The organism is Paenalicyclobacillus macrosporangiidus (assembly GCF_900116805.1).
Lineage (GTDB): Bacteria > Bacillota > Bacilli > Alicyclobacillales > Alicyclobacillaceae > Alicyclobacillus_H > Alicyclobacillus_H macrosporangiidus.
On sequence record NZ_FPBV01000001.1, the window covers coordinates 456,840 to 473,935 of the forward strand.

General features: G+C 56.9%; 30 protein-coding genes. 26 read left to right on the forward strand and 4 right to left on the reverse strand.

Annotated features, from left to right (window positions below; all coding sequences use genetic code 11):
- Nucleotides 1-110: 110 nt before the first annotated feature.
- The 3 genes from BM357_RS02100 to BM357_RS02110 form a co-directional block, all read right to left on the reverse strand.
- Nucleotides 111-1,247, reverse strand: coding sequence for a site-specific integrase (locus BM357_RS02100; protein ID WP_074949048.1), 1,137 nt, complete (start codon nucleotides 1,245-1,247; stop codon nucleotides 111-113).
- A 20-nt stretch (nucleotides 1,248-1,267) separates the two neighbouring features.
- Nucleotides 1,268-1,819 (reverse strand): ImmA/IrrE family metallo-endopeptidase, encoded by a 552-nt coding sequence (locus BM357_RS02105; protein WP_074949050.1) that lies wholly within the window; start codon nucleotides 1,817-1,819, stop codon nucleotides 1,268-1,270.
- A gap of 84 nt (nucleotides 1,820-1,903) precedes the next feature.
- On the reverse strand, nucleotides 1,904-2,365 hold the full coding sequence (locus BM357_RS02110) for a helix-turn-helix domain-containing protein (protein ID WP_074949051.1): 462 nt from the start codon (nucleotides 2,363-2,365) through the stop codon (nucleotides 1,904-1,906).
- Nucleotides 2,366-2,518: 153 nt separating this feature from the next.
- Here BM357_RS02110 and BM357_RS02115 point away from each other — a divergent pair, with 153 nt between their 5' ends.
- Entirely contained in the window at nucleotides 2,519-2,746 is a 228-nt protein-coding gene (locus BM357_RS02115; protein WP_245783798.1) for a helix-turn-helix transcriptional regulator, read from the forward strand.
- On the opposite strand, the gene BM357_RS02120 is transcribed toward BM357_RS02115, so the two are convergent.
- Complete coding sequence (locus tag BM357_RS02120; protein WP_074949053.1) at nucleotides 2,747-2,983, reverse strand: helix-turn-helix domain-containing protein; 237 nt, start codon at nucleotides 2,981-2,983, stop codon at nucleotides 2,747-2,749. It lies immediately after the preceding gene.
- A 96-nt stretch (nucleotides 2,984-3,079) separates the two neighbouring features.
- Here BM357_RS02120 and BM357_RS02125 point away from each other — a divergent pair, with 96 nt between their 5' ends.
- The 25 genes from BM357_RS02125 (at nucleotide 3,080) to BM357_RS02245 (ending at nucleotide 17,094) form a co-directional block, all read left to right on the forward strand.
- On the forward strand, nucleotides 3,080-3,295 hold the full coding sequence (locus BM357_RS02125; protein WP_074949297.1) for a helix-turn-helix transcriptional regulator: 216 nt from the start codon (nucleotides 3,080-3,082) through the stop codon (nucleotides 3,293-3,295).
- A gap of 55 nt (nucleotides 3,296-3,350) precedes the next feature.
- On the forward strand, nucleotides 3,351-3,599 hold the full coding sequence (locus tag BM357_RS02130) for a helix-turn-helix transcriptional regulator (RefSeq protein ID WP_074949055.1): 249 nt from the start codon (nucleotides 3,351-3,353) through the stop codon (nucleotides 3,597-3,599).
- A 14-nt stretch (nucleotides 3,600-3,613) separates the two neighbouring features.
- Nucleotides 3,614-3,868 carry a hypothetical protein gene (locus BM357_RS02135; protein ID WP_074949057.1) on the forward strand — a complete coding sequence of 85 codons (255 nt, stop codon included), beginning with the start codon at nucleotides 3,614-3,616 and terminating at the stop codon, nucleotides 3,866-3,868.
- Nucleotides 3,869-3,884: 16 nt separating this feature from the next.
- Nucleotides 3,885-4,130, forward strand: a complete 246-nt coding sequence (locus BM357_RS19160) for a hypothetical protein (RefSeq protein WP_139234513.1) — start codon at nucleotides 3,885-3,887, stop codon at nucleotides 4,128-4,130.
- A gap of 4 nt (nucleotides 4,131-4,134) precedes the next feature.
- A complete protein-coding gene (locus BM357_RS02140) occupies nucleotides 4,135-4,419 on the forward strand; it encodes a helix-turn-helix domain-containing protein (protein ID WP_175511408.1) in 285 nt (94 codons plus the stop codon).
- Between the two features lie 11 nt (nucleotides 4,420-4,430).
- Nucleotides 4,431-4,712 carry a hypothetical protein gene (locus tag BM357_RS02145; protein ID WP_074949060.1) on the forward strand — a complete coding sequence of 94 codons (282 nt, stop codon included), beginning with the start codon at nucleotides 4,431-4,433 and terminating at the stop codon, nucleotides 4,710-4,712.
- A gap of 97 nt (nucleotides 4,713-4,809) precedes the next feature.
- A complete protein-coding gene (locus BM357_RS02150; protein WP_139234514.1) occupies nucleotides 4,810-5,277 on the forward strand; it encodes a DUF6166 domain-containing protein in 468 nt (155 codons plus the stop codon).
- A 114-nt stretch (nucleotides 5,278-5,391) separates the two neighbouring features.
- Nucleotides 5,392-5,613, forward strand: a complete 222-nt coding sequence (locus tag BM357_RS02155; RefSeq protein ID WP_074949064.1) for a hypothetical protein — start codon at nucleotides 5,392-5,394, stop codon at nucleotides 5,611-5,613.
- Nucleotides 5,613-6,599, forward strand: a complete 987-nt coding sequence (locus BM357_RS02160) for a YqaJ viral recombinase family nuclease (RefSeq protein WP_074949066.1) — start codon at nucleotides 5,613-5,615, stop codon at nucleotides 6,597-6,599. The genes BM357_RS02155 and BM357_RS02160 overlap by 1 nt, the downstream gene beginning before the upstream one ends.
- A gap of 17 nt (nucleotides 6,600-6,616) precedes the next feature.
- The gene (locus BM357_RS02165) at nucleotides 6,617-7,570 is read left to right on the forward strand and encodes a recombinase RecT (protein ID WP_074949069.1); all 954 of its coding nucleotides are present in this window, start codon (nucleotides 6,617-6,619) and stop codon (nucleotides 7,568-7,570) included.
- Between the two features lie 44 nt (nucleotides 7,571-7,614).
- A complete protein-coding gene (locus BM357_RS02170) occupies nucleotides 7,615-8,520 on the forward strand; it encodes a DnaD domain-containing protein (RefSeq protein WP_074949071.1) in 906 nt (301 codons plus the stop codon).
- Nucleotides 8,521-8,533: 13 nt separating this feature from the next.
- On the forward strand, nucleotides 8,534-9,343 hold the full coding sequence (locus BM357_RS02175; protein ID WP_083430083.1) for an ATP-binding protein: 810 nt from the start codon (nucleotides 8,534-8,536) through the stop codon (nucleotides 9,341-9,343).
- A gap of 14 nt (nucleotides 9,344-9,357) precedes the next feature.
- Nucleotides 9,358-9,615: an AbrB/MazE/SpoVT family DNA-binding domain-containing protein gene (locus tag BM357_RS02180; protein WP_074949073.1), complete on the forward strand. Its 258-nt coding sequence runs from the start codon at nucleotides 9,358-9,360 to the stop codon at nucleotides 9,613-9,615.
- On the forward strand, nucleotides 9,615-9,836 hold the full coding sequence (locus tag BM357_RS02185; RefSeq protein ID WP_074949075.1) for a hypothetical protein: 222 nt from the start codon (nucleotides 9,615-9,617) through the stop codon (nucleotides 9,834-9,836). Before BM357_RS02180 ends, BM357_RS02185 begins: the two co-directional genes overlap by 1 nt.
- A complete protein-coding gene (locus BM357_RS02190) occupies nucleotides 9,833-10,099 on the forward strand; it encodes a DUF7694 domain-containing protein (protein WP_139234515.1) in 267 nt (88 codons plus the stop codon). Before BM357_RS02185 ends, BM357_RS02190 begins: the two co-directional genes overlap by 4 nt.
- A gap of 5 nt (nucleotides 10,100-10,104) precedes the next feature.
- A complete protein-coding gene (locus BM357_RS02195) occupies nucleotides 10,105-10,284 on the forward strand; it encodes a hypothetical protein (protein ID WP_074949079.1) in 180 nt (59 codons plus the stop codon).
- A 10-nt stretch (nucleotides 10,285-10,294) separates the two neighbouring features.
- Nucleotides 10,295-10,507, forward strand: a complete 213-nt coding sequence (locus BM357_RS02200) for a hypothetical protein (RefSeq protein WP_139234516.1) — start codon at nucleotides 10,295-10,297, stop codon at nucleotides 10,505-10,507.
- Between the two features lie 523 nt (nucleotides 10,508-11,030).
- Entirely contained in the window at nucleotides 11,031-11,330 is a 300-nt protein-coding gene (locus BM357_RS02210; protein ID WP_074949084.1) for a hypothetical protein, read from the forward strand.
- Entirely contained in the window at nucleotides 11,327-12,037 is a 711-nt protein-coding gene (locus BM357_RS02215) for a hypothetical protein (protein ID WP_074949086.1), read from the forward strand. The genes BM357_RS02210 and BM357_RS02215 overlap by 4 nt, the downstream gene beginning before the upstream one ends.
- A gap of 359 nt (nucleotides 12,038-12,396) precedes the next feature.
- Nucleotides 12,397-12,891, forward strand: a complete 495-nt coding sequence (locus BM357_RS02225) for a DUF5651 domain-containing protein (RefSeq protein WP_074949090.1) — start codon at nucleotides 12,397-12,399, stop codon at nucleotides 12,889-12,891.
- A 20-nt stretch (nucleotides 12,892-12,911) separates the two neighbouring features.
- Nucleotides 12,912-13,415, forward strand: a complete 504-nt coding sequence (locus tag BM357_RS02230; RefSeq protein ID WP_074949092.1) for a Holliday junction resolvase RecU — start codon at nucleotides 12,912-12,914, stop codon at nucleotides 13,413-13,415.
- Nucleotides 13,416-13,580: 165 nt separating this feature from the next.
- Nucleotides 13,581-14,033, forward strand: a complete 453-nt coding sequence (locus BM357_RS02235; protein ID WP_074949094.1) for a sigma factor-like helix-turn-helix DNA-binding protein — start codon at nucleotides 13,581-13,583, stop codon at nucleotides 14,031-14,033.
- A gap of 17 nt (nucleotides 14,034-14,050) precedes the next feature.
- Nucleotides 14,051-14,599: a hypothetical protein gene (locus BM357_RS02240; RefSeq protein ID WP_074949095.1), complete on the forward strand. Its 549-nt coding sequence runs from the start codon at nucleotides 14,051-14,053 to the stop codon at nucleotides 14,597-14,599.
- A gap of 237 nt (nucleotides 14,600-14,836) precedes the next feature.
- Nucleotides 14,837-15,610 carry an FmdB family zinc ribbon protein gene (locus BM357_RS19165; protein ID WP_139234517.1) on the forward strand — a complete coding sequence of 258 codons (774 nt, stop codon included), beginning with the start codon at nucleotides 14,837-14,839 and terminating at the stop codon, nucleotides 15,608-15,610.
- 62 nt (nucleotides 15,611-15,672) lie between these two features.
- Nucleotides 15,673-17,094, forward strand: a complete 1,422-nt coding sequence (locus BM357_RS02245; protein ID WP_074949097.1) for a site-specific DNA-methyltransferase — start codon at nucleotides 15,673-15,675, stop codon at nucleotides 17,092-17,094.
- The last annotated feature ends 2 nt before the right edge of the window (nucleotides 17,095-17,096 follow it).

Genomic DNA, 17,096 nt, shown 5'->3' on the forward strand with positions numbered 1-17,096 from the left:
TGCCTGCTGTGACGCGGCTTCCCGGCCCTCCGGGGAGCCGCTTGATTTATGGAGTGCAACTCTATTGCAACCCTTTTGCAACCCTTTTGCAACCCTTCGAGTTGCGAAATTTAGTTCGGTGCTCGCTTCCGGAGAAGTTCGTCGAAGCGATCCGCGGCATCACGCTGAAGTCCGGGTAACACGTGGCTGTATGTGTCGAGGGTTATCTGCACCGTTGCATGTCCGAGACGTTCTGATACCACTTTTGGATTCACCCCTTGTTTCAGAAGCAAACTGGCATGGGTATGCCTGAGGTCGTGAAATCGGATCCTGGGCACGTCTACGCTCCGTAGGGCCCGATACCATGCAGTGTTTACGGTGTTTGGAGAAAGAGGCTCCCCAATTTCATTCGTGAAGACCCAATCACTGACCTTGTAGTCTGGTCCTAATAAGAGGCGGTCCTGAGCTTGTAGCGCACGTTGGGCGCCTAGGGCTTCTGTCGCCAGTGACGGTAGGGCGACGTATCGTCGGCTTCGATCTGTCTTTAATTCCTTGACCACAGGCTGCTTTTTCACGTAATCCAGGGTTCGCTGGATACTGATGTATCCACGTTCCATATCCACGTCCGTCCATTGAAGGCCTAGGATTTCCGTCTTGCGCATTCCCGTGGTGATGGCCAGTACGAACACAGCCCAACAACGCGGCTCCGTTGTACGCGTCTGCTCAATGAAATAGGCTGCCTGTTCCGCGGTCCAGACTGAAGCCTGGTATCGGTCGGCTCTGGGCGGTTCAACGGCATCAGCCACGTTACGTGAAACCAATCCCCACTTGACGGCTCGGTCCAGGGCCTCATGGATGATGCGATGTGCATGAAGGGTCGAACGGGCCGACAGTGCAGCTTCCCCTGAACGGAGATCCGTGTAGAATTTCTGAAGGTGCGATGGCGTCAGCTTTTGAAGGCCAATGTGGCCCAGTTTCGGGATGATATGATGGCAAACCAACCATTCGTATTTTCGGTATGTGTTGTACGCTACTTGTGGTCGCTTATCATCAAGCCAGCGTCTCAGGTATGTACCAACCGTTTCCTTCGGAGCGACCACATATCCACCACTTTCTATCTCTACAATTTTTGAGGCCATGGCCTTCTCCGCTTCACGTTTGGTCGCGTAGCCACTGAACCATTTGCGTATTCGCTTGCCATTCTCGTCCTTGCCAACATCCAGTACAAAGCACCACTTGGAACCGCGCTTTCTAAGGTGCCCTTTCATAATCTCTCCTCCCGCATGAATTAACCTAGCAGCGATAATGGGTTCACCTGCAAGACATCCGACATCATTGTCAAACACACTGCGGGGCCCAGGAAAATTAACGCTATGTTACGGATCATTGAGGTTTTCTGCATTCTCGCATGCTTTTCGCGCATGAACTGCAGTCTACGGCGTATTAACCATGGGGTTACATTGAAGTGTTCCGCGAGGTCGTTGGTGTCAGTTATACCTGCTGCCAGCGCCTTCTCGAATTCGCTGATGGGAACCAGGTAATCGCACGCCCATTGCAATGCCCTGCGTTCATCCTTGTTGAGGATGAGTTTGTGGGAATAGGAGGTGTATGGAACAAGTAGGGTTCCCTGCGGAACGGTGAAGTGGTGCCCCAGTTCCTCCGCGAGCACGGAGCGATACAGGGGCGATCCTTCCTTGAGTTGTCTGTCCAATACGATGTGAGGTTGCTGCTCCGACGGATCGAAAAAATAGAACCCATAAATGGTACGAGGGCACGGCGACAAGTCCTTGAACGACAGAAATATCTTCTCCTGCTCGACGATGTACATCAGCGAGTCCAATTACATCACCCTCACACCATTAGTCGTCGGCATCATTCCTTCGTTCCACTTTCTTTCTCCGGCGCCACCTCGAAAATCACTCGCTCAACGGGCCGAGTCGGGGTTCCTCTTCTGTAGTTGCTTCCTCTTAAATTCCTGGTAGTCTTGCAACACCTCGGTAATCACTCCGTGCAGGAACTTTGCCATTTCCGGGTCGTACTCACCATATTCACCTTCCAGGTGTGCTGCAAGACGTTCGACTCGGCTGTCGGTATCCAAATCTTGTTCTGTATTCCTTTTCATCATAGATACTTCCTCAACAATTGTGCAACTTTTTGTTTCTGAACGTACATGCTTCGGCGTAGGGTCATCCGTCAGGCCAAACAGGTAGTCGAGAGATGTATCCAACAGACGTGCCAGCGTAATCAACTTATCGGCACGTGGAATTTTCCCTCGCGACTCGTAACCCGCAACGGCATCTCTCGTGACCTGTAACTGCCGCGCCAGTTCCTCCTGAGTCCAGCCGTGCTGCTCACGGAGGCGTTTCAGGCGTTCTCCAAAAGGCATGTCTGTACCGTCCCCCCAAACTTCTTATGCACTTATTATACACATAATGTTTCTGAAAGAAACATGACAAAAAGTACACAATGGATATTGACCATGTACAATTGGAAACATACAATGATGGTGTTACTAAAAGTACATAAAAGGGGGGTGGTCATGATGCGGTCCGGTATTGGTGCCGAAATGCGCAAACGTCGGCGCGACATGGGGCTGTCGCAGCAGGAAATGGCCGACCTGGTGAAGATATCGCGCTCCTATTACACCAATATCGAGCTTGGCACGCGTCGGCCCGGAGTGGAGACTGCAAAGCGTATAGCGGGGGTGCTTGGATTCGACTGGACCCGCTTCTACGATGACGAAAAGGCACAGGTCAGCACTGCGTGATCAGTGTCCGCCCGTACACTTGCGATTCGGCGGCGTTGGGTCGTCGCTGCGACCAACCAAGTAGTCCAGCGATACGTCGAAAAAATCGGCGAGTTTGATGGCAGTGTCTAGAGTCGGTTTCTTATCGCCGGTCTCGTAAAAGGTGATGACCCTGGGTGTTACGCCAATGGCCGAAGCCACATCGTCACGTTTGAGGTTTCGAGACTTACGCAATGTTCGAAGGCGTTCTCCGAGCACAAAATTTTCTCCTCAGCCCTTGACAAGGTACCTGCAGTACCTTAGTATGAGGGTTGTAAGGTACCTATGGTACCTAGAAGCAAGGTGGTGGTGATGATGAGAACCAAGCTGAAACAAGCCCGCAAGGCGAATGGATGGACGCAGGCGGAAACCGCGAAGCGTCTCGGCATTACCGAACGAGCCTACCGGCACTTCGAAGCGGGGACCCGCAATCCCAGCTACGACACGTTGGTGAAGTTGGAACAGCTCTTCGGAATGCCACATTCGGAACTCCTTGTTCCTGATTGTACTACAGACACCGAAACGGCGTAAGTGTTCGCGGTACCTTGACAACTGAACCATTACGCAGTCCAAGGAGGTTGATAGCATGTCGGAGCAACTTCCTCCAATCCTTACCATAAGTGACGTGGCACGGTACCTGCGGATCGGCCGTACCAAGGCCTATGAGCTTGCCTACCGGCCGGATTTCCCGGTGATCCGCATTGGGCGTCTCGTCAGGGTACCTCGAGAGCGGTTTCTAGCGTGGTGCGATTCCCAGGGCTTGACCACGGAACCAGCCTACAATTCGGAAGTCTCACAAACAATCCCGGATTATGTGGCAAATCGCCGCCATTGAAAGGAGGTGATTGGGTGCGGCCGGAGGAGAAGCAGGCGATTCGGGAGCGCTACTACAACGCGACGTGCGGGTACCTGGAGTCGTCCATCATCGAATCCATGGATGACGTTCCACGTCTGCTCGCTGAAGTCGAATCTCTGGAGGAATTGGTGACGCGACAATCACAGGCCTTGCTGAACGCAGAACGCGAGATCGCGCGGTTGAAACGGGAACTGGCGGACGCGCGGAGTGTCCTTCACCAGTACGTGTACGACTTCAACATCTGCTGAAAGCGGGGTACGCACTGTGCCAAAACGCACATTCGTCGCAGAGGTCGGCGGCGTCGAGTTTACGCGCACCACTGTAAGAACCGACCGGCATTACACCCACGCAGTTATCGTCTGTTCGGAGGCCAGACCCGGGGTGTGGGGCTTCTGCGGAAGCGTGCAGTTGGCGCGAAAGCAACTCGCAGCGGCGCAGAAGGTGTGGTCGAAGGAAATCGCATCCGGGACGGCTCGGGCGTTCATCGTGCCAGTCTATGAGAGGAGGTAAACGGATGGACCTGGGCACGCTCCTGAGAATTTGCCGTCAGCGGAAGGGATTAAATCAGGCCCACGTAGCACGCATGTTGCACATCGACCGTACGGAGGTGTCCCGGATCGAACACAACCAGCGGCCCGTCACGATTCAGATGCTTCAGAAGTGGGCGGAGGTCACCGAGAGCGGCGACATCATCGGGTGGTATATCGCAGACATGCTCGGTGCGGATGCCCGACGTTGGGAGCGCGTGTTGCGGTATGAGGCAGTGGTGGAGCAGTTGAAGCAGACCCTTTACGCGTAAGGAGGGAGAAGATGCAGGTATCCATTAAAGAACGGTCCCGTGCCTTGGCTGATGGGGTTCTGCGTATGCAGGCGTTCGACGAGCAGTTTCGAGCTTTCCTGTCTTCCCTACAAAGGATGGCAGACAGGTGCCCACGCTCGACCTCTACGGATGGTGAATACGAGCTTGGATTTAAGGCAGGCATGGGGAACGGACTCCGCATGGTGATGGACGATCTGTTGATGTTCTATGGAGACTTCAAGCGCATCCAAGAAAAAATCTCGGACGCTGTCCGAAGCGAACCGAGATGTTAAGGATAGGGTCTTGCCCCCATCCTAACAGACGGATGGGGGCACACACAAGAGGCGTGTACATCGGTCGCATCGGGAGGTGAAGGAGGGAATGGACATCGTGAACACGACTTGCGGACGGTGCCACAGGCCACTGAGAAATCCGCGGTGGCGGGAAATCGGATACGGCAAGGTGTGCTACAGCAAGGTTCAGGCCGAATCGGCCCGCGGTAACGAGGACAGCAATCAGACCATCGGAGCGGTCCTTACCGGGTTGGTGAATGGCTACGTCGGGATGCGGACGAAACAAGGTCTCATCATCAACGAGGTCATCGGAGGCCGGCAAGTTCCGCTGAAACATCAGGTCCTGCACAGTCCAACCGGGATGGAGTGGGGCTATGGCGGTTCGGGTCCAGCGGACCTCGCATACAGCATCCTCTGCACGGTCACGGATCCGGAAACGGCCGAACGGTATCACAAGGAATTCAAGTGGGACTTCGTTGCGGGATTCGACCGAGACCGGTGGGAACTTGACCGGCACCAAGTAGAAAGCTGGTTGGCGGAAAGGCTGGCAGAGAGACTGGAATGAAAAGATGGCACGCTGCCACGTGCCACCTTCAATGGGGTCGCCAATGGATTGGCTCAATCAACTCAGTTCCATTCTAACGGCGGCCCCGAACGAACACAAGGGGGGCATAGAACCATGCCAAGCGACGCAGCGATTCGGGCGATGATCGACGACTACATCACCAGGGTACCCGAGCCGAATGTCGTCAGTAGCTGCAGCTATTGCGAGGGTGAGCTGTACGAGGGGCAGGAGGTCACGGTGTACGAAGACGAGGTCTTCTGCGATGAGGATTGTCTGGTGTCGTACCTGCGGCAACACTCCTACGTTTACAGCGCGGTCCTGGGGGTGGACTACTGATGGCGATTGCGAGAGCCGAGGCGAGCCTGCGCAGGGATCGGTATACATCTGCGCTGGTGCTAATCGATACTTCGCGGCTCTCCCGTGATGAGTGGCTTGCATGGAGGCGGTTGGGTATCGGCGGTTCGGATGCCGCAGCCGTGGCCGGGATCAGTCCGTGGAAATCGCCGACGAGCTTGTATCTCGAAAAACTCGGGGCTGCAGAGCCGGAGGAAGCTGGCGAGGCCGCCTATTGGGGAACGCTCCAGGAACCGCTTGTCGCCAAGGAGTTCAAGGAACGCACGGGATACCTGGTTCGCCGCAGGAACGCCATGCTCCGGCACCCAGAGCATGACTTCATGATTGCCGACATCGACCGCCTGGTGCACATTCCGGGGCGTGGTTGGGGTGTACTGGAGGTCAAATGCACAGGCGCGAGGCATTCCGGCGATTGGGAGGACGACAAAGTCCCAGACCATTACATGCTTCAACTTCAGCATTATCTCGCCGTGACTGGCCTGGAATTCGGCTTCTTCGCGGTCCTGATCGGTGGGCAGAAGTACCACCAGGTTGAGGTCGAACGCGACGACCAGCTCATCGACTACCTGGTGCAGATCGAGAAGGACTTCTGGCACTGCGTGGAGACACGGACACCGCCTGAGTTAGACGGCTCCATTTCGTCCGTGAACGTCCTGGACTACTTGTATCCACCGGAAAAGACGAACCCGGACGAGGTCCAGCTGCCAGAGGACATGGAGTTCTGGATTCAGCAGTACATCGAGGCCTGCGGGGATATCAAAGAGGCTGAGGAACGCAAGCAGCGAGCAGCGAACGAGCTGAAGGCCTATCTCGGAGACAGGGAAGTGGGTCGCCACGGTCTCCACAAGGTTTCCTGGAAAGCAGTTCGGACGGAACGGTTCGATACGAAGGCGTTCCAGGCTGCTCACCCGGAGCTGTTCAAGCAGTTCCTGAAGACCAGCGTGACTCGGCGGTTCACCATTTCGTGACGTGAGGGGGTATTCACGTGGCGAAAGCGAACACGGCGGCCGTACGAGACAAACTCGCGCAACGGGCGCAGAACCAGCAGCAAAACCCGGAGCAAAACGGAAACGGAGGCGCGACCAGTTTCAGCGCCGTCATCAAGCAGTACCTGCGGACCCCGGCCATCAAATCTCGGTTCGACGAGGTTCTGAAGAATCGGGCTCCGCAGTTCATGAGTAGCATCATCAACCTCTGTAACGCGGATCCGAACCTGCAGGCCTGCACGCCGATGTCGATCATCTCGGCGTGCATGGTGGCGGCAACGCTGAACCTGCCGGTTGACCGCAATCTCGGATACGCATGGATCGTGCCGTACCGGGACAACAAGTCCGGGCAAGTGGTGGCCACGTTTCAGTTGGGCTATCGCGGCTACATCCAATTGGCCCTTCGGAGCGGGCAGTACCGGCGCATCAACGCAGTGACCATTTACAAAGGCGAGCTGGTCTCCTGGAACCCGCTGACGGAGGAACTGGTATACGACCCGCGCCGCAAGGAATCGGACGAGGTCGAAGGCTACGCCGGGTACTTTGAACTGCTGAATGGCTTCACAAAGACGGTCTTCTGGACCAGGGACCAGATCGAAGCGCACCGCCAGCGGTTCTCAAAGACCAGCAAGATTTGGGACAGCGACTACGAGGCCATGGCCTTGAAGACAGTGATACGAAGCCTGCTCGGCCGGTGGGGCATCCTCTCCGTGGAAATGCAGGAGGCATACTCGCGGGACGTTGCTGCAGAAACGGGCGAGGGCGCGCCGCCGCAGAACGACATCATCGACGCGGAATTCGAAGTCAAGGATAGCGACTCCTCTGACGCTCTCCATGACAACGATTCCGGTCCAGATGATGGTGAACCGGCGAACGATTCCGAGTCCGAAGCTGGTGAAGGTACCTCGTTAGGACTGAACCTGGGGCCTGAAGAGGACCCGTTCGCGGATTGAATTGTACTGCTCGACTGATCTGCTCGACCGGAGGTGAACACCACGTGGCGTGGATCGAATCGCACAGCAGCCTTGGACACCATCCAAAGACAAAACGGTTAGCGCGCGCGTTGGGTGTGAACCTGCCCACCGCCGTGGGAATGCTCCATTTTCTGTGGTGGTGGGCGGTCGAGTACGCGAAAGATGGGGATTTGTCCGACTTTGATGCCGCGGAAATCGCCGAGGAATTGTACTGGGATGGCGATCCAGATGAACTCCTGAACGCGCTCATTTCCGCAGGCTTTCTGGACCGTACCGACGACGGATCACTCGTCATCCACGATTGGTACGACTACGCCGGGAAGCTCATCGAGGACATTGAAAAGAAGCGGCAGCAGAATGCGGAGCGTCAAAGAAGATTTCGCTCGAAACAACAGTCGACCAAACATAACGCTGACAGTAACGCATCACGTAATGACGATGTAACGCGTGACTCACGCGTTACTGTAACGCACCGTAACGCCCCTACCTTACCTAACCTAACCTTACCTAACCAAACCAGAGATAAAGACAACGACGACATACGTGGATCTGAAGAGTTACGTGATCAAGAGCGCGAGACGGAATCCAGCGCGGAAGGATCGTCGTCGTTGTCGTCGTCCAACATTTTGGCAAGAGTGGCAAAGGCCTACGAATCGGAGATTGGTGTGCTGTCGTCCATGGTCCAGGAGGAACTTTCAGCCATGGTCGATGAGTATCCCGCGGACTGGATTGAGGATGCCATCAGGCAAGCGGCTGTACAGAACGTGCGCAAGCTGTCGTATGTCCGCAGCATCCTGTCCAACTGGCAGACAGAGGGCAGAGGCGCATTGCCTCGCGGACAGCCGAGAGCGGCGCCGAGCACCCGCGTACGCGGGAGACCGGATCGCTCCAATGAGGTTCTGTACAGCTCGGAGGAATTGGGGTTTTAGGGGGTGATTCACCGTGGAACCGATTGGTTCCGTCCTGCAGCGGTACGCGGGTTTGTTCGAGATCCGCGAGTTGGGACAAGAGCTCTGCAATGGCTGTGGAGTGACGGTCAGGCTGGTGGAGGTCATCCCGAAAGGGTCGCTACCTGGCGGGCGGTTCAAGCTGGGGTGCCGGTGTGAGGAACTGAGGATCGTGCGGGAGATCATGGCCGAGAACAAGCGGCGCCACACGGAGCGGATCAGGGCGCTGTTCGACCGACTGAGCCTGATTTCACCGAGCCTCAAAAACGCACGGTTCGAGACGTTCAGGGTCGAGACAGACAGCCAACGTCAGGCCCTGGCGGCGGCGAAGGCCTACGTGGAACGGTTCGGAACCGGTCCAGCGGAGAACATGCTTTTCGTCGGGCCCTACGGGACGGGGAAGTCCCACCTGGCCGTCTCGGTGGTGCGGGCGTTGATAGACCGGGAGTACACCGGGATCTTCGCATCGGTGCCGGACCTCCTGACGAAAATCAAGGCCACGTATAACCGGCGGTCGGATGTTTCTGAGGACGACGTGCTGGAGGCCTTACGAACGGTCGATGTCCTAGTCCTGGACGACATCGGCGCCGAGTACAGCGGCAACGCGGATGAGTCCTGGGCCGAGTCCAAGATTTTCGAGGTCATGAACGCTCGACAGGGCATGGCGACCGTGTACACGACGAACCTGAACGGCGAGCAGCTGCAGGCGAAGATCGGGGCGCGCAATTTCAGCCGCATGTGTGAGGGGCTTGTGGTCGTGAAACTCAGTGGCCGGGACTACCGGCGCACGAAGATCAAGTTCTGAAGAGGGGGATCAGCATGAAAGCTGTGGGAGTGGTTCGCAGGATTGACGACCTGGGGCGGTTGGTGATCCCCAAGGAGGTTCGCCGGGCCCTGGGTTTCAACGAGGGCGACCCAATGGAAATCTTCGTGGATGGTGAGCGAGTGATCATCCGCCGTTATGAGCGTGGGTGCGTGTTCTGCGGTGAGGCGACGGACGACATGCAGACGCTGGCTGGGAAGCTGGTATGCGGGTCGTGCGTGAACGAACTGACCAAGGCAGGGGGGCAGAACTGATGCCGATCATCAAGGAGTCGCCGGTGCATGTGGTACAGGTGCGGGCCTTCTGCGAAGAGTGCGGCGGCGAACTCAAGTCCACGGGATTCGGCTGGCCCGACTTCCCGATGAAGTACGAGCACATCTGCGACGGTTGCGGCAACCGGTACATGCTTGAAATGGTCTACCCTGCGACGGAGTTTGGAACGGTTCACCGGCACGCCGGCGCTGGTCGGGCATGAAGCCTGTGTACCTGGGCGAGGTCTGGCCCGGGTGCAAGGCCTACCGGTTCGGGGAGTGCACGGTGCTGGTGGAGCGGCACCGGAAAATCGGGTGGCATATGTCCATCAGCCACCCGAACCGCTACCCGACATGGGACGAGATCCGGGACGCGCGGTACGAGCTGGTGCCGGACGATGTGACGATGGCGATGCTGCTCCCGCCGCGTCGGGAGTACGTGAATCTGCACCAGAACTGTTTCCACTTGCATGAAATCAAGGAGTGATCCCAATGAAAAACGCGCATGAGGGCAGGTATGACGTCTGGCTTCAAATCGACGGCGGGTGGAGGCCGGTTCGCTGGCTTACCAGGTCCCAGGCAGAGAGTTATGCGCTGGATGCCGAGGAAAAGGGGATCTCATTTCGGATCGTGCCGTCGCCGCGCACGACCATCGACGAACTGGTGGAGTGAGGTGCCGAGCGTGAGCAAGCCGAGCAAGAGCGAACAGGCACGCATCGACGCACTGCACAGAGAACTGCAGCGCAAGCGCGACACAGCGCACCGGCTGGGGATCGACCTCACTATCGCTGGCCGGTCCTACGACCCATACGTCGACACGCTGAGAGAGGTGCGGGATCACCTGGACGACGCAATTTTAAGGCTCGGGCGCATTGTGACGAAGGCAGACACGTGAAGGAGCGTGTTTGGTATGGACGCGCGAATAGAACGTCGGCTGCATTGGGTCCACAGGTTGGACGCCGCGGTCCCGTCCCGGTACTGCTGGGCGGGGCTGCGGGCCTGGGCCCTTAGAGAGACCGGGAAGAATGCCGCTAGGTGCGGGGATTACTGCTGGAACGAGTCTCGGATCGTCGGGGCGTGCTACTGCGGGAAGTTCATGGCCGGGCAGACGGTCGCGAAGATGGGGGCCGAAAGGGGAGTGTGAGGGGTGACTAGCGTACAGGCTGCCGCAATCATAGGCGAGGAGGCCATGCGCGCATTAGAGAGTGCAGGGTTTGAGGTGTTCCAGAGTCCTCCGCCCGGTTTCTATGTTGAGCCTCGCGTTTTCTGCTCGCGATGCAATCAAGTGGCCGATTACTGTCGCGTGTGCTGGAAGCCAATCTGTACATGGTGCAAGGGGCTTCCAAAACCGGGAAGTTCGGAGGATTGGGAAAGACTCCGCTGCGAGGAGTGTGCGCGACGGGAGGAGGATATGGATCATGGCCAGCACCGTTGACGATATCCGGGACGTGCGCCAACGAGCTGCCGCAATCCTGAGCGGCCACAAGCTTCGGCAGTTGGAGGAAGTGGGGCTGGCGGTGGTGGACAGGCGGCGGTTGGAGGCGTTGGAAAAAGTAGCGTCTCAAGCGTGGGAAGTCGTAATTGGCGCTGAAAAGCAGGTTGGATGTTCATATGCGGTGCATGGGGATGAGATCGACCATCTGCGACGACTGCTTGAAGGAGACGTTGGCGAAGTCGTCGCGGTGGACAAGCGGCGGCTGGAGGCGATGGAGCGGTGACGACCAAGGTGCGGATCGACGGCGTGACGATTGAGGCCACGGGTGAGTACGAGCATGAACTTATCGACCGGGTGCTGGACTTCCTGATCGCACGGCACTCTGGGTCTGTGGTCGTACCTCCAACCAAGGAAGAACTCGAGGCCGCGAGGGGGGACGCCCTGAAGGAGGCGGATTCCAAGGCTACGGCAGTGGAACCGCGGAACATCGATCAGATCCTCGAGGACTTCGCGCGAAGGCATTCGGAAGCGGACAGGACGGCAGAAAAGACCGTCGGCAGGCCTCGCCAGTACCCAAGGGTCGGCGTGGACGGCGCAATCGTGGAAGGACCGAAAAGCGGCGCAACCATCGCGGAGCGGTTGGAGGCCACATGGGCAGCGTTTTCCGGGCGAACGAATGAGATCGCTGATAAAGCTGCCGATGGCGAGTCGGTTCCAGAGTTCTGGCGCACCGGTATCAAAACGGACGAGTTCGGGCGCAAGAAGTACAAGACCTACTACCACTGCCCCGCATGCGGAGACCGGGGGCGCCACTACCTGTACGAGGGGACCGGGACGTGCAGGTGCCGCGCATGCGGTGCGGAGCTGAGTGTATCCCAAGCAGTCCCGGACGCTTACCTCGAGCGCGATCAGTACGGGAATTTCTTCGTGGCGAAGACGTTGGCTGAGCCGAAACAGGCGGAAAATGTCGAGGAAACCGTTGGAGTGTGAGGCATTGAAACGGCGCGCGGGCTCAATCCAACGAAGGCGGGAATGTATGAACATCGGTTAATTCATTGATTCGTTGGTTAGCGTCTCGGCGCGCCGACGGGGGTGATGATGGTGAAGGTGATGAAGCGGAATTCTGAACAGGCTTCCTTTTTGGACGACCTGTTCGAACCAAGCGACGAACCGGATCTCCCGAAGAGGCAACGGGCCGAACACAGGCGCGCCGAGAGGCCATCCGAGACGAGAAGTGGAATCTGCCGCAAGTGCGGGGCGGGCCGGTTCAGCCTCGCGATTGTGGCAGGCACGTGGTACCGCACCTGCGAGGCGTGCAGAGATAGAACGGTCATCTAGGGGGTATCGCCGTGAAGGACTATATGAACGCGCACGAACAGCAGTCGTACCTTATGGCCAGCGCGGCGGTCACCGCGGTGGGAACGGTCCTCGACCGTGTGTCAGGGCGCCTACAGAAGGAGGCGCTTGCGGACCTGAGGCGCGGCCGGGCCTTCATTGAGCGGGCGCTCCGAACCTGGATAAAGCCGGTCAATCAACGGACGCGCGAAATCCTGATGCGCAAGAGCGCCGGGGTCACCATCGGGGTCATCAATGACACGGCGATGCAGGCCACGCACAAGGAGTTCCTGCGGTACATGAAGCGGATCCGGGACGAGGTCTATCAGGAGGAAGGCAGGGACTACGTGTACGACCTGGCTGAGGTCGCCATGGCGGCCGCGTGCCCGGGGTGCAACGGGGCGCCGAAGGCCACGTGCCCTGTGTACGAGGCCCTGCACAACCTGTACATCGAACCGTGGGACGCGAACCATCCGCGGTGTGAATACGCCGGTTCTGGTGCTGTTTGAGCGCGCCGGAGGGATGAGAGTTGCAAATCGGCTATGCAAACAGGGGCGCGGCGCTGGAGCAGCTGATCTACGTAGCCAACGCTCAGTACCAGGCGAAGGGATTGGCGGTTATCCAAAAGGTGGCCACGCCCTGGAAAGTGGTGAGGCACGGGAGACAGATTATCAGCGCGTTTCCGGAACGAAAATCCACGGTGGACTTTGTCGGAGTTGCGGCCGGTCGACCGATTGCGTTTGACGCGAAATCCACCCGGACGGAGACACGGTTTCCGCTGGATAACATCGAGCAGCATCAGTTCGAGTTCCTACAGGCCTGGCACGACCAGGGCGGGATCGCTTTCATCCTCATCGAGTTCGCGACGCTGGATGAGTTCTACGTTCTGCCGTTCACTGACCTGAACGAATGGTGGGTGGCGATGTATCGCGGCGGGCGCAAGTCTGTGCCGTATGAGACCATTCGGCGACGGTGTCCACGCGTGACCGCTGGGCGTGGTGTGGTTCTGGATTACCTACAGGCGGTGGTCTGAATGGGCCGCCGAAAGAAGAAGATCGTTCGCTGGCATCTTCTCTGGCGCATGGAGGAGGGGCAGCGCGTATGGGTGTACGAGCCGCTGACTTTCTCAGACTTGAACAGCAGGTTGCGGGACGGATGGCATGTTATCGGGCTTGATCGGGACTAGGGAGGGGTGCGCATGACCAAGAAAGACTTGCGGAAGAAGGCGATTCGCGCGATTGAAGCGCACCTACGCTGTTACAAGTCCTATCTTGCGGGGATCCGCAACTTGCAAAAGCAGCTGGACTGGATCATGCCGTCGATGACGGCCAAGTACGATCTTGTCGGAGGCTCGCATGGTTCGTTCGTCATCACGTCGTCGACCGAGAAGTATGCGATTGACCGCATCGAATCCAAACGGGCCCTGGACCTGCACAAACAGATCGCGCAATACAAGCTCATCGTGGAATCCATTGACGAAGCACTGAAATGCCTGTCGGATGTGGAGCGTCAATTTGTGGAGTATCGGTACTTCCGCCAGTGGCCCATCCGGAAGACGGCCGAGGCGATGGGATACAGCGAGAAGAACGTGTTCGTGATACGGAATCAGGCCATGGACAAATTGCTTATCTGCTTGCGCAATATCGTGTGAACGTTGGGGGGATCACCGTGAATCTGTGGAAAGTGGTGGCGCTTGTCGTCGGTGCGGTGGTGGTGGTCGTCGGGATATTCCTTGGCTTCCGCCTGACCCTGCCCAAAATCGACGATGAGAAGGTCAAGAGCGTGCAGGCGGCCCTGGCGAGCACAAAGAATGCCGGGGAGATCATCGCGCACGTGCACGATGAGATGAATGGCATTGTGGGATGGAACGGCTATGAGGACTACAAGGACCCGGAGTCGAAAGAGTGGGCCACTTGGGAGCTGGACAACTACCCGCAGATAAAGTATGAGCTGAGAGAGGCACAGGATCTCCTGCAAAACGGCGGGAATGAAGCCAAGCTGGTGCTGAGAGACCTGGACAACGCCATCGCCTTGTTGGACGTGGCGAAGCAGAAGCATGAGGTGACCGCGCTATTGTACCTGCACCGGATCGTTTCGGATCTCGGACAGTTCGCCTACGGGCACTACACCGACCGGAACCCGTGGGGATACACGTACACGCTCGACGGGAAGTTCGTGCCCCAGGTAGTGGCATTCTTGAATCAAGAGCAGAAATAGAGTTTTTGGTGAGTTTTCTTGGAGTTTGGGAGCTGTCTAACGCGTTATGTTGGTATCGACGGTGAATATCCCCTATCCCGAGGACGTTCCAAGTGTGCATCGGTACGGAGCGTCCTGATTTATTTGTGCGGATACCAATGAAATCTCAGCGAAAGAACGACACGTGTTTTGCTTATAGCAGATGTCAGGAGGAAAAACCTTCTGGTCGTAGAATAACTACGCTGGAGGGTGATGAGAGTGGGCAAATTCAATGTATTTATTGATGGTACATGGCTGTTTAGAATTTGTAAGGCTACAGGGATCTTGGCTGCCAAGACTGAGAACCCTAATGAACATTTTCGCATCGACTTCGAAAAATTGACTAAGTTTATTGAAAGGCAGCTTGGGCAATTTTACGGGCGTCCATTTGAGCCTGCCGAACTAATGCTCTTCACATCAATCATAGATGTGTCTAAGGCTGATCCAAGTTGGGGAGATTTGACGAGGATTTCGAATGGCTCATATGCCCGAAGCCAGTTCGTGTACTCTGCGAGTCAAGCCGGTTACGATGTTAGTAATGTATTTTCGATACCATTAAAACAGTGGATGATTCGGGCCATTGAAAACGACACTTATGAAGAAAAGATGGTTGACACCACTCTGGTTGCTACATTGGTCGAGAGAACTATTAAGAACCCAAATTTCGTTCAGGTTATCATTGCCGGAGATTTGGACATCTTGCCTGGGATAAAAACTGTGATTCCCAATTATAGTGAGAATGTTGTGCTTGTTAGCAGCCATCCCGAGCAGTTTGACATAAACAATCAAACTTCTTCTTTTCACCTTCACAGTTTCGAGTTCAAATATGGGCCAATTTATCTCGAAAATTACCTAATTGACATCATGGTAGGCAACTATACATACAAGTGTCATCATTGCGGAAAAGTATTTGCAAGATGGAGAGAAATTCCGAGGCACCATAATCCGCTTTGTGGTAAATGCCTGACTGAGCGTAATGCAAGATCATCTTAATGCGTTTGACACTCATGCCCGCTTCGGCGGGTTTTTTATTTGTCGTCCACTGGGGTGATCCAATGAACATTCAGCGAGTTCCAGTCGGCCAAATCAATCCATCGCCATATAATCCCCGCATTGACCTTCATCCCGGAGACCCGGTATACGAGAAGCTTAGACGATCCATTGCGGAGTTCGGTTTGGTGGAACCGATCGTCTGGAACCAGCGAACCGGCAGAGTGGTCGGTGGTCACCAGCGTCTAAAGGTGCTCCAGGAGATGGGGATCACCGAGACCGAGGTTGTGGTGGTCGATCTGGACGACACCCGGGAGAAGGCGCTGAATATCGCGCTCAACAAAATCCAGGGCGAATGGGATATGCCCAAGCTGAAGGATCTCCTGGAGGAACTGGACACCGGGGAACTGGACATTGAAATCACGGGGTTCGACCTCGCCGAGGTTGAAGACTTGCTGACCAGGTTCACGGAGGACGACGAGGACGACGAACATTTCGACGTCGCAAAAGCCCTGCAGGAGATTGTCGATGCCCGCATTCAGCCGGGGGAAGTATGGCGGCTTGGTCAGCACCTGCTTATTTGCGGGGACAGCACGGACGACGAAGTCTGGCGGAGGCTGCTTGGGGACGTGAAGGTCGACCTCATTGTCACTTCTCCGCCGTACAACGTCGGGATCAACTACGCGACGTATAAAGACAGTAAGGCGCGGGACGAGTACCTGGATTTCATCCGCGAGGTGGGCACGAACATCCTCCTGCACCTGGCGCCGGGCCGGTTCGTGGCTTGGAACGTCGGTGTGTCTCCGGACTCATACCCGCACTATCACGTCGTCACGCTGGAACAATGCGGGCTCCAGTTCTACCGGCAGATCGTGTGGGAGAAGTCCGGGGTTCCGTATCCGATTTTCCAGACGACGAGGCGGACGAAGAAGGCGCGGCACTACAAGCCGAACTACAAGCACGAAGTCGTCTACGTGCTGCGCAAAGAGGACGCAGAGGACGTGCAGCTGCCGACTGTCCAGTGTCCTGTATGCGACGGCAGCGGCATGGTCGAGGGGATGGAACACCCTGTCACCCACGAAATGCTGGTCCTGATGACGTGGGGCGAACCGGAGAAAGGCGACAAGATACAGCCGCTAAAGAAGTACGCGAACGATGTATGGCACATCGTACAGTCGCAGGCCACGACCGATCTCCCGACGCTGGGCACCAAATCGTCCGGGCTGGAGAAGGGCGGCAAGAAGTCGCACATGGTCAAGGCGCACCCGGCAGCATTCCCGGTCGAGCTACCGAGGGCCGTGATGACGTTCCTGACCGCCGAGGGCGAAAGCGTGCTCGACCCGTTCTGCGGATCAGGTTCCACCATCATCGCCGCGGAGAAGATGGGCCGGGTGGCATACGGGATCGAGTTCGACCCGATTTACTGCGAACTGGCCATGCGCAGATGGGAAGAGTTCACCGGGCAGGAGGCCACCAAACTGGCGTAGTC

Bases quoted from the DNA above. Each gene is read 5' to 3' on its own strand.
- BM357_RS02130 (WP_074949055.1), top strand. From the start codon at position 3,351: ATGTCGGAGCAACTTCCTCCAATCCTTACCATAAGTGACGTGGCACGG.
- BM357_RS02185 (WP_074949075.1), top strand. From the start codon at position 9,615: ATGCCGATCATCAAGGAGTCGCCGGTGCATGTGGTACAGGTGCGGGCC.
- BM357_RS02110 (WP_074949051.1), bottom strand. From the start codon at position 2,365: ATGCCTTTTGGAGAACGCCTGAAACGCCTCCGTGAGCAGCACGGCTGG.
- BM357_RS02180 (WP_074949073.1), top strand. From the start codon at position 9,358: ATGAAAGCTGTGGGAGTGGTTCGCAGGATTGACGACCTGGGGCGGTTG.
- BM357_RS02245 (WP_074949097.1), top strand. From the start codon at position 15,673: ATGAACATTCAGCGAGTTCCAGTCGGCCAAATCAATCCATCGCCATAT.
- BM357_RS02155 (WP_074949064.1), top strand. From the start codon at position 5,392: ATGCCAAGCGACGCAGCGATTCGGGCGATGATCGACGACTACATCACC.
- BM357_RS02140 (WP_175511408.1), top strand. From the start codon at position 4,135: ATGGACCTGGGCACGCTCCTGAGAATTTGCCGTCAGCGGAAGGGATTA.
- BM357_RS02160 (WP_074949066.1), top strand. From the start codon at position 5,613: ATGGCGATTGCGAGAGCCGAGGCGAGCCTGCGCAGGGATCGGTATACA.
- BM357_RS02125 (WP_074949297.1), top strand. From the start codon at position 3,080: ATGAGAACCAAGCTGAAACAAGCCCGCAAGGCGAATGGATGGACGCAG.
- BM357_RS02195 (WP_074949079.1), top strand. From the start codon at position 10,105: ATGAAAAACGCGCATGAGGGCAGGTATGACGTCTGGCTTCAAATCGAC.
- BM357_RS02190 (WP_139234515.1), top strand. From the start codon at position 9,833: ATGAAGCCTGTGTACCTGGGCGAGGTCTGGCCCGGGTGCAAGGCCTAC.
- BM357_RS02100 (WP_074949048.1), bottom strand. From the start codon at position 1,247: ATGAAAGGGCACCTTAGAAAGCGCGGTTCCAAGTGGTGCTTTGTACTG.
- BM357_RS02210 (WP_074949084.1), top strand. From the start codon at position 11,031: ATGGCCAGCACCGTTGACGATATCCGGGACGTGCGCCAACGAGCTGCC.
- BM357_RS02145 (WP_074949060.1), top strand. From the start codon at position 4,431: ATGCAGGTATCCATTAAAGAACGGTCCCGTGCCTTGGCTGATGGGGTT.
- BM357_RS02115 (WP_245783798.1), top strand. From the start codon at position 2,519: ATGATGCGGTCCGGTATTGGTGCCGAAATGCGCAAACGTCGGCGCGAC.
- BM357_RS02235 (WP_074949094.1), top strand. From the start codon at position 13,581: ATGACCAAGAAAGACTTGCGGAAGAAGGCGATTCGCGCGATTGAAGCG.